We start from the raw sequence: 9,928 nt of genomic DNA on the forward strand, positions 1-9,928 counted from the left end.
TTTATCAAATGGTATAAAATATATAGGTTTAAGGATAGATTGAAACTTAAAGAAGCGGGGGTCTTATGAAAAAATCGAATAAGCAATTCCATTTTAATTAGATTACAAGCCTTACAACAAATAATATTATTAAAAAATATATTATTATTTAATCAATTGTTAGCATGAATATTCACACTTCTCCCCGTTTTTTAGCTGCTTTATTGCCATTGATCAGTACTCCTGCATTTGCAACAACTGGATATTTTATGCATGGTTATGGTATTAAGGCTCAAGGGAATGCTGGAGCCTCTGTTGCACATTTTCAAGATGCATTGACCATTGCAAATAACCCGGCAGGGTTGAGCTGGATTGGCTCAAGAATCGATATTGGCGCTACACTTTTTGCTCCTGATCGCTCAGCAGAAATAGTGGGGAATGCTGTACCTGGTGCCAATGGTCATTATGATGGCAATGGTCGAAAGTATTTTGTGCTTCCTGAACTTGCTTATAACCATCAAGTGAATAATCAAGTTAATTTGGGGATCGCTATTTATGGCAATGGCGGTATGAATACCGGCTATAAGCAAAATCCATTTGCTGCATTTGGAAATCAAGGCAGTGCGGGTGTGGATTTGTCACAGGTGTTTATTTCTCCTGCTGTCTCTTGGCAATATGCGAAAAATCAATCGATTGGGGTTGCGACCAATATCTTGTATCAACGTTTTGAAGCCAAAGGTATTAGCGGTTTTGCGGGTCTTTCTGTCGATGGCAATAAGCTCAGTAATAAGGGTAAAGACTCCGCTACAGGCGTTGGCGTACGTTTCGGTTGGGCTGGGAAGTTCTTTGATGAGCGTTTAACTCTAGGTGCAAATTATAGTTCTAAAATTGATGCAGACCGTTTTGATCAATACAGTGGCTTATTTGCACAACAAGGTGATTTTGATGTACCTGAAAGTTACGGTATTGGTGCAGCCTATCAGCTGACAGCAAAGTTGAACGTGGCTGCCGATGTGGAACGTATTAACTATTCAGATGTCGGTTCGGTTGGACATGCGATTAATCCGCTATTCCAGGGGCATGCCTTTGGGTCGGATCAAGGTCCAGGCTTTGGCTGGAATGACATTAACGTGTATAAAGTTGCAGCAAGCTATCAGGCTCATCCAAAATTAACTTTACGTGCCGGGTATAGTCATAACGACCAGCCCATTTCGGCGGATCAAACCTTCTTGAATATCTTGGCACCCGGGGTCGTGCAAGATCATTTGAGCGTAGGTGCAACCTGGAATGTAGATGCTCATCAAGAGCTCAGCATTGCATATACCCATGCTTTAGAAAAAGAAGTAAAGGGCAGTGAGTCCATTCCTGCAAACTTTGGTGGTGGTGAAGCGAATTTGACAATGAGTCAGAACATTTTAGGCTTGGCTTATGGTTATAAGTTCTAACCTGAGGCTTTCAAAAGTTGCGATAAAAGCCCTTTTCATCGGGCTTTTTTAGCTATGCGGTTTAATCTTCAATGAGCCATTTTCTTAAACAAGACATATGGACTTGATTTTAACTCATTTGCTGTCCTGCATACTTTGTGTCCTTATTGTTTGATAAATGAACGATTTAAGGCTGAATCAAGTTATGATGTGAAAAAGGCGGTATAGGGGAGTCTGGTATGCCCAGAATTTTTCTCATCTTGGCATTGGCAACATGCAGCGTATTTGGCTGGATGTTGTATCAATATTCGGTCCAGCAAAAGGAACTCAGCCAACTGCACAGCTACCAAACGGTATTGTATGAAAAAGCCGAACTCATTTATCAGCAGGCCCAAGACTGGTCTAAGCCAATCCAGATCAATGTTTCAGATAATCGTCTGCAGGGCGATTATAAAGTGATGGCAGATTTTGTGTTGAGTGAAATGATTCAAAATGCTGAAGCAAGAAATCAGTATTTGCGCGAGCTGAAAGCGATTCACTGGGATCAGTTTTTAAATATCGACCGTTTAGACCAAGACCGCGAGCAGAAATATGTAGAAACCGAGCAGATGTTGCAGCAAGCACATCTGCTCGCGAAGCGCTATCAGCAACAAACCCTACAGCGTGAACAAAATACCTTAGCCCGGGCCAAACAATTATCGATTAAATCGCATCTCAGGCATCAGCTCACCGATAGCTTGCGTGAAAGCCGGGATAGTGATCAGACCCACGCTCTATTTGCTCTGGAGCTACAGGTTCTAGATAAGGCGGATGCCTTATTCCAGATTCTTAAAAATAATCAATGGGAGAAAAAGAACAAGACCTTTATGTTTTATCAGGATCAGCCCCTCAAGCAGTTTAATGATTTGTATAAGCAGATTCTGCAGTTAAATGCAGAAATAGAAAAAATTAAAAAGCAAAACCGTCAGGCAGTTGAGCAGCGTTTATAGATTTTGAGTTTCAACTGGGGGATGTCAGCTAAAGCAGCAGTTTAAAATAAAAAAGCGTACCGAAGTACGCTTTTTTATACTATTGAGTGAGGCGATTAAGCACTTTTCTCTTCAGTCTGAGCAGCAAGCATATGGCCGGTTTCTTCGAAGTTTGAATGCCAAGACAGCGCTTCACGAAGAATGTGTGGAGTTTGACCACCTTTAGCACATGCACGATCAAAGTAATCGTTTAGAGCATCACGGTACATTGGGTGAGCACAGTTGTCGATAATCACACGCGCACGTTCACGAGGTGCTAAACCACGTAAGTCAGCAAGACCCTGTTCAGTTACCAGAATGTCTACGTCGTGTTCAGCATGGTCAACGTGAGAAGCAAATGGCACCACAGAAGAAATGTCACCGCCTTTAGCGATAGACTTAGTCACGAAAATTGCCAAGTGGGCATTACGTGCGAAGTCACCAGAACCACCAATACCGTTCATCATTTTGGTACCGCATACGTGAGTTGAGTTTACGTTACCGTAAATATCGAACTCTAATGCAGTGTTGATACCGATAATACCGAGACGACGAACCATTTCAGGGTGGTTCGAAATTTCTTGTGGACGAAGCACAAGTTTGTCTTTGTATTGTTCAAGGTTGTTAAATACTTTTTCGCCATATTTAGCAGAAAGCGTAATTGAAGAACCTGAAGCAAATTTCATTTTGCCTGCGTCAATCAATTCGAAGGTACAGTCTTGAAGTACTTCTGAGTACATGATCAAGTCTTCGAAGTTTGAATCTTTCAAACCGGTCAATACTGCGTTGGCAATCGAACCGATACCTGCCTGTAATGGACCAAGATTAGAAGGAAGACGGCCTTCTGCCACTTCTTTTTCAAAGAATGCGATCAAGTGGTTCGCAATGCCTTGAGTTTCATCATCCGGTGCAGTCACGGTAGATGGAGAATCGTGGTATTCGCTGTTGAATACGATACCGACAATTTTTGCAGGATCGATATTGATGGCTGTTGTACCAATACGCTCATCCACTTTAGTCAAAGGAATAGGTTGACGTGTTGGACGATACGTTGGGATGTAGATGTCGTGTAAACCTTCAAAAGCAGGGCTTAAGTTGGTGTTGATTTCTACAATCACTTTTTCAGCGAAAATAGCAAAGCTAGCAGAGTTACCCACAGATGTGGTTGGAATAATGCCGCCATCTTCAGTAATGGCAACAGCTTCAATCACTGCTACATCTGGCTTTTTAAGTTGCTGGTTACGCATTTGTTCAACAGTTTCAGACAAATGCTGATCGATGAACATCACTTCGCCTTTGTTAATGGCTTTACGTAACGTATTATCTACCTGGAACGGTAAACGGCGAGCAAGTACACCAGCTTCAGTTAACTGTTTATCTAAATCGTTACCAAGACTTGCGCCTGTAATTAAAGTAATTTTCAAAGGATTGGTTTGAGCTTGTTTTACCAGTGCCAGGGGAACAGCTTTTGCTTCACCTGCACGAGTAAATCCACTCATACCTACAGTCATACCATCTTGGATAAAAGTAGCAGCTTGTTCTGCGCTCATGACTTTGTCATGAAGTGACGCTAAACGAATACGATCTAAAGACATGGTCTACGCTCAATTCTTGTTCAAAACTAGACGGATTGTACCGTCCAAAAAACAAATTGTGCATGCCTGTTAGGCTAAGGTCTAATTTTTTGAAAAAATGTGGGTATAACGAATTTTTATGGTTTTTAATGCCTTGATTTTAATAGTGTAAAAACCAGGGGGTTAATCATTAAACAAAACTGTTTGTTGATTAATTGATCAAAGCTTAAAAGTGTCCCGTAATCGTTTGTTTAATTTTTTCTAAAGTGCCTTGCGGGATATTTTCCTCAACTTCATCATGCAGTAGAGGTAAAGAAATCAGTGCTTCCAAACCGCCTTGCGGGCGATTTTGAATGGTAAGCTGTCCTTGATGAAGATCAACAATACGTTTTACGATGGCCAAACCTAAACCACTGCCCTGAATGGTTCGGGCTTCATTGCCGCGCACGAAAGGTTGCATCAAATCTTCAATTTGGTCTTCAGGAATACCTTCGCCATGGTCGGCGACACGAATCAGCAGGTGATTGTTTTCCACTTTGGCGGATAACTCGATCGGTTCGGCGCCATAGCGTTTGGAATTGTTAATCAGATTACCAATCAGGCGCTTTAAAGACTGGCTACGTGCTTGAATAATTGGAACTTCCTCAGCTTCAAAACGCACGTCCAGCGGCTTGAACTGAATGACCAGTTCCTGTAACAGCATATTAATATCGGTGTCCTGAAGTTCTTCATCAGAGCCATCACGCATGTAGGAGATGAACTGGTTCAGGATGGCATCCATATCTTCGACATCATAAATGAAGCCTTCTTTCAAAAAGTCATCATCGGGCATCATTTCTGCACTTAAGCGGATACGGGTTAGCGGAGTACGCAAGTCGTGCGAAATCCCCGCCAGCATAATACGGCGGTCACGTTCAGTCTGCTCCAGCGTATAAATCATATGATTGAAGGCCTGATTGACTTCACGAATCTCTTGTGGCCCATGATTGGTTTCCAGATAGGGTGCTGAGCCGGTTTTGCTATAGTTGTTCGCTGCATCCTGCAAACGGCGAAGCGGGCGGTTCAACTGGCGAACTAGAGTCAAAATGATGGCAGCAGCAATCAGTGGAATACCAACTAACCAGCCATAGATCAGTTCGGGACTATAGTTGGCATAGGTTTTTAAAGGTTCACGGACCCAATTTCCGTTCATTTCTGGAGTCTGAATCCAGATACTGGGACTGGGTTTAAACTGGAAATAAACCGTTACATTTTCAACTTTCAGTTCTTTTGCCAGCTTTTTTTCTATTTGATTGGTAAAAAACTCGGCAATCACCTTGTCTCTTACACGGGGATATTCTGCAGGATTGGTAATATATTCAATACCGACCCGATTTTTGAGCCATAAATCGGCATCCACTTCGGCATTATTATGAAAAATACGTAAGTCAGGATTGTTTAGAATTTCCAGCTCGACCCCTAAATAGCGGGCATGCTGCTGAATTTCAGGAAGGTAAAGCGTACGCCAAAAGAACCACAACGACATAAATAAACTGAAAAACACAACGAATAACACCAGCACGGTGGTACGCATTGCAGCAGAACGCGGCTTAATCTTATCCAGAAAGCGTTCCCAGCGGGTTCGCTTCTTTTCTGAATAAGCTTCGTAATCCGTAAATTTTTGCGGGTCGATGGGTTCGAGTTTCACGCCAGCTTCCTGTAGGTATTTTTTTAAATTGAACAGTAATAATATTCGCGGTGGAATCTTACTGCCTGTACTTTCGATGGAAGGAGCTTGTTATGTTACTTTTTTTGAAAAAAGTAACCAAAAAACTTTGCCATTCGCTGAACTCGCGCATTTGCATGCGAGTTTTTAAAAAAGGGCGAGCTCAAACAGCAGCGAATGGCTTTTAGGGACAATTAATATTGCGAAGAATTATCCGCGTTGAGCATTTTTATTCCGCACCATCTGGAACAAAGACATAGCCTACGCCCCAAACCGTTTGAATATAACGCGCACGGGCAGGGTTTTCTTCCACCAGACGACGTAAACGTGATACCTGAACATCAATCGAACGTTCCATCGCACCCCATTCACGGCCACGTGCCAAATTCATCAACTTGTCACGGGTTAAGGGTTCACGTGGATGTTGTACCAGTGCTTTCAGTACTGCAAATTCGCCCGTGGTCAGCGTTACCACCTGGCCTTCACGGGTCAGGGTGCGGGTCGACAAATCCAGTGACCAAGGGCCGAAGCTCACGACTTCCATTTGCTGGCTTGGTGCACCCGGGACTTCACGAACCTGGCGGCGCAATACAGCACGGATACGTGCGAGCAGCTCATTTGGGTTAAACGGTTTAGGCAGGTAATCATCAGCACCTGCTTCCAAGCCGGCAATACGGTCAGAATCGCTGCCACGGGCGGTCAGCATGATAATCGGCGTATCGATATTGGATTGGCGTAAACGGCGACAAATACTTAAACCATCTTCAACAGGAAGCATAAAATCGAGCACGATCAGGGAGAAAAGTTCGCGCTGCAATAAACGATCCATTTGCGTTGCATCGTGAGCAGTTTTGACCACAAAACCTTTATCTTCTAGAAAACGCTGTAACAACGTACGTAAACGCACATCATCATCCACAACGAGAATGCGCTCGACGCGATCAGGGTCGCTTTGTACTGGATCTGTTTTTTCAGCAGGTACCACTAAACTCATGATGTGCTCCTTTATCTTTATTGTCATCGTAAACAAAAGTTTGGATGATCTTGAGTATACGATTCATTTGTATCTGTTTACTATGCTCTAAAGCAACAAATATTGCAGATAAAATCAAGACATAGATACCAAATATATACATCTAAATTATCGCTTATCCTGCTGAATATGTAGAGTTAAAATCTACTTATCACCTAATTTTGTCGCAAATTCTAAAAAAACTGTGAATTGGCAATACTGACCACTGATAAATTTAATCAAAACAGTTGTGGATTTTATAGTCTTGGTCTTTATAATCATGCCATTTAGTACTTATCCTTGTGGGATCAAACACGATGACTGACTTAGTTCAGCAGTTGGCAAAAGAAATTGCCGTACGTCCAAATCAAGTAGAAGCTGCCATCAAGCTGATTGATGAAGGTGCAAGCGTTCCATTTATCGCACGTTACCGTAAAGAAGTAACCCAAGGCTTGGACGATATCCAGTTACGCCAACTCGACACCCGTTTATCGTATTTACGTGATTTATTTGAACGCCGTGAAAAAGTAATTGAATCGTTGAAAGAACAAAATAAATTGTCAGACGATTTGTTGGCACGTGTAAATGCTGCTGAAACCAAGAATGCTTTAGAAGAACTTTATGCACCGTACCGTCCAAAACGTACCAGCAAATCATTTAAAGCCAAAGAAGCGGGCCTCGGGCCAATTGCTGAAAAAATCTTCAGCGAGCAAGTTGATCCTGCGGAAGCACTCGCTGGCTTTAGCCATGAAGATTATCCGGATGTGGAAAGCCAGTTGGATGCGATCCAGCACATTCTGATTGATGACTGGGCACAAAATATTGCTTTAACCACTGAACTTAAAGCGACATTTGCCAAAACAGCTGTATTGAAAAGTCTGGTCGCCAGTGAAGAGAAAAAAGAAGTCGGTAAAAAATTCCGCGATTACTTCGATTTTTCTGAAAACTTAAACAAAGTACCTTCACATCGTTTATTGGCCATGCTGCGTGGCCGTCAGGAAAATGTCCTGGGCTTAAAAGTGGATGGTGAAGATGATGCCCCACTTGCTCGCATTGAAACTGAATACAACCTGGAAACAGTGCAACCGCAAAGCCGTCAGGATTACTTGAAGCAAACTGCAAAACTGTTCTGGTTAGGCAAAGTCCGTCCACAAATCGAACATTCATTATTGACTGAAAAACGCTTGGCTGCTGAAGCAGAGGCGATGGGAGTCTTTGCTGAAAACCTGCGTCATTTATTGCTTTCTGCTCCTGCCGGTGCACGTTGTACCTTAGGTGTAGACCCTGGCATTCGTACCGGCGTGAAGCTGGCTGTGGTGAATCAGTCCGGCGATGTGGTTGCGCATAGCACCATTTATCCGTTTGCACCAAAAGAAGATAAAGCAGGTTCAATTGCAGAACTTGCCCGTCTATGCCGTGAATTCAATGTTGACCTGATTGCCATTGGTAACGGTACTGCAAGCCGTGAAACTGAAGCTGTTGTGGCTGAAATGATGGCGGCCAATAGCGACCTGAAATTGACCCGGGTTTCCGTCAGTGAAGCAGGCGCATCGGTTTATTCGGCATCTGAACTGGCTTCACAAGAACTTCCAGAACTCGATGTTTCAATTCGTGGCGCTGTATCTATTGCACGTCGTTTACAAGATCCACTCGCGGAACTGGTGAAGATTGATCCGAAAGCGATTGGTGTGGGCCAGTACCAGCACGACGTAAATCAAGCTGGTTTGGCAAAAACGCTGGAAGCTGTGGTTGAAGACTGTGTGAACTCGGTCGGTGTTGATGTAAATACCGCGTCTCCTGCAATCCTGTCGTATATCGCAGGTTTGAACAAATCGATTGCACAACAGATTTTTGACTACCGTAAAGAAAATGGTCGTTTTGACAACCGTCAAGCCTTGAAAAATGTACCTCGTTTAGGTGAGCGCACTTTTGAACAGGCAGCTGGTTTCTTGCGTATTCAAGATGGCTCTGAACCATTGGATGCGTCTGCCGTTCACCCTGAGTCTTATGGCTTGGTAGAAAAAATTGTTGCAGCAAAAGCCACTACGGTAAAAGACATTATTGGTAATTCTGAAATCATTCGCCAGGTGAATGCCGAAGAATTTGCCGATGAGCAGTTTGGTTTGCCAACCATTCAAGATGTATTGGCTGAACTGGAAAAACCGGGCCGTGATCCACGTCCGGAATTCCGTACTGCCAAGTTCCGTGATGACATTACTGAAGTGTCACAATTGACTGAAGGCATGCAGCTGGAAGGCGTAATCACCAATGTCACCAACTTCGGTGCATTTGTAGATGTAGGTGTACATCAAGACGGTTTAGTGCATATTTCTGAACTGGCGAACGAGTTTGTCTCTGATCCGCACAAAGTGGTGAAACCGGGTCAGATTGTGCAAGTTCGTGTGCTCACTGTCGATGCTGAACGTAACCGTGTGAATCTGTCGATGCGTCCTGAAGGTTCAGAAGCTCCGGCTAAAGCACCACGTCAGCCACGTCGTGACAATGCTCAAAATGAACAACGTGCTGAACGTAAGCCTCAAGCTAAACGTCCACAGCATACACGTCCGCAAGGCGACCGCCCACAAGGCAAGAAACCTCAAGCGGCTAAACCACAAGAAAATAAAATTGGTGGTTTGGGTGCATTATTACTTCAAGCCGGGATTAAAGGTTCGAAATAATCTTTGATGGTTCAAAGAAAACCTCCCAATTGGGAGGTTTTTTATTTGATCTTTATGAATTAATGATTGGCACAATCCAGCTACAGATAATCAGAATAATACCCAAATGACCCAACTTACGCGTGATTTTTTCTATCGTTGAAACCCGAACAGCAGGCTGCTGAGAAGCGTTTTTCATTTTTAGCGATGCCAGAGACTTATTGAAATGTAGGAATACGCCTAAATCGATACAAATTAAAATAGTACCGATATCGCTGACGATATCCATCAATTTATAATCTTGCAGGTATAGAGAAGTACCGACTTGATAGCAAAGAAAAAGAGCAAAGGCAAAACAGGCATATTGGAAAATGAGAGCAGCAATCCGCATAAAAATCTAAAAACAAAAATGATGGGTGTTTATAACATAAAAAAGCCAGTCTTTTGATCTGACCCCAGAAAGTTAGACGGTTTGATTAAGCAGCTTTTAAGGACTGACTCCTGTACTCTACAGGACTCAGTCCTTTTAATTTAACCTTGATTCGTTCATGGTTATAATAGTGAATATAT

Annotated in this window: 8 protein-coding genes; 3 read left to right on the top strand and 5 right to left on the bottom strand. The window is 43.0% G+C overall.

The window, feature by feature from the left end; genetic code table 11:
- Nucleotides 1–164 precede the first annotated feature (164 nt).
- On the top strand, nucleotides 165–1,424 hold the full coding sequence (locus tag FTT83_RS01675; RefSeq protein ID WP_180043472.1) for an OmpP1/FadL family transporter: 1,260 nt from the start codon (nucleotides 165–167) through the stop codon (nucleotides 1,422–1,424).
- Between the two features lie 218 nt (nucleotides 1,425–1,642).
- Nucleotides 1,643–2,392, top strand: a complete 750-nt coding sequence (locus FTT83_RS01680; RefSeq protein WP_086197232.1) for a hypothetical protein — start codon at nucleotides 1,643–1,645, stop codon at nucleotides 2,390–2,392.
- Nucleotides 2,393–2,487: 95 nt separating this feature from the next.
- Here FTT83_RS01680 and FTT83_RS01685 read toward each other — a convergent pair whose 3' ends face one another.
- The 3 genes from FTT83_RS01685 to ompR form a co-directional block, all read right to left on the bottom strand.
- Nucleotides 2,488–4,005 (bottom strand): acetyl-CoA hydrolase/transferase family protein, encoded by a 1,518-nt coding sequence (locus FTT83_RS01685; protein ID WP_180043471.1) that lies wholly within the window; start codon nucleotides 4,003–4,005, stop codon nucleotides 2,488–2,490.
- A gap of 205 nt (nucleotides 4,006–4,210) precedes the next feature.
- Nucleotides 4,211–5,671, bottom strand: a complete 1,461-nt coding sequence (locus FTT83_RS01690) for an ATP-binding protein (RefSeq protein ID WP_086197230.1) — start codon at nucleotides 5,669–5,671, stop codon at nucleotides 4,211–4,213.
- A gap of 247 nt (nucleotides 5,672–5,918) precedes the next feature.
- The gene (gene ompR, locus FTT83_RS01695; RefSeq protein ID WP_086197229.1) at nucleotides 5,919–6,683 is read right to left on the bottom strand and encodes a two-component system response regulator OmpR; all 765 of its coding nucleotides are present in this window, start codon (nucleotides 6,681–6,683) and stop codon (nucleotides 5,919–5,921) included.
- A 335-nt stretch (nucleotides 6,684–7,018) separates the two neighbouring features.
- Here ompR and FTT83_RS01700 point away from each other — a divergent pair, with 335 nt between their 5' ends.
- The gene (locus FTT83_RS01700; RefSeq protein WP_180043468.1) at nucleotides 7,019–9,379 is read left to right on the top strand and encodes a Tex family protein; all 2,361 of its coding nucleotides are present in this window, start codon (nucleotides 7,019–7,021) and stop codon (nucleotides 9,377–9,379) included.
- A gap of 52 nt (nucleotides 9,380–9,431) precedes the next feature.
- Here FTT83_RS01700 and FTT83_RS01705 read toward each other — a convergent pair whose 3' ends face one another.
- Both FTT83_RS01705 and FTT83_RS01710 read right to left on the bottom strand, forming a co-directional pair.
- Nucleotides 9,432–9,749, bottom strand: coding sequence for a hypothetical protein (locus tag FTT83_RS01705; protein WP_180043466.1), 318 nt, complete (start codon nucleotides 9,747–9,749; stop codon nucleotides 9,432–9,434).
- 85 nt (nucleotides 9,750–9,834) lie between these two features.
- On the bottom strand, nucleotides 9,835–9,928 hold a 94-nt coding region (locus tag FTT83_RS01710; protein WP_180176163.1), incomplete at its 5' end, for an IS3 family transposase.

Origin of the sequence: Acinetobacter sp. YH01018, from assembly GCF_013420295.1 — a bacterium.
Lineage (GTDB): Bacteria > Pseudomonadota > Gammaproteobacteria > Pseudomonadales > Moraxellaceae > Acinetobacter.

Coding starts and splice junctions, on each gene's coding strand:
- ompR (WP_086197229.1), bottom strand. CDS start 6,683: ATGAGTTTAGTGGTACCTGCTGAAAAAACAGATCCAGTACAAAGCGAC.
- FTT83_RS01705 (WP_180043466.1), bottom strand. CDS start 9,749: ATGCGGATTGCTGCTCTCATTTTCCAATATGCCTGTTTTGCCTTTGCT.
- FTT83_RS01675 (WP_180043472.1), top strand. CDS start 165: ATGAATATTCACACTTCTCCCCGTTTTTTAGCTGCTTTATTGCCATTG.
- FTT83_RS01680 (WP_086197232.1), top strand. CDS start 1,643: ATGCCCAGAATTTTTCTCATCTTGGCATTGGCAACATGCAGCGTATTT.
- FTT83_RS01685 (WP_180043471.1), bottom strand. CDS start 4,005: ATGTCTTTAGATCGTATTCGTTTAGCGTCACTTCATGACAAAGTCATG.
- FTT83_RS01700 (WP_180043468.1), top strand. CDS start 7,019: ATGACTGACTTAGTTCAGCAGTTGGCAAAAGAAATTGCCGTACGTCCA.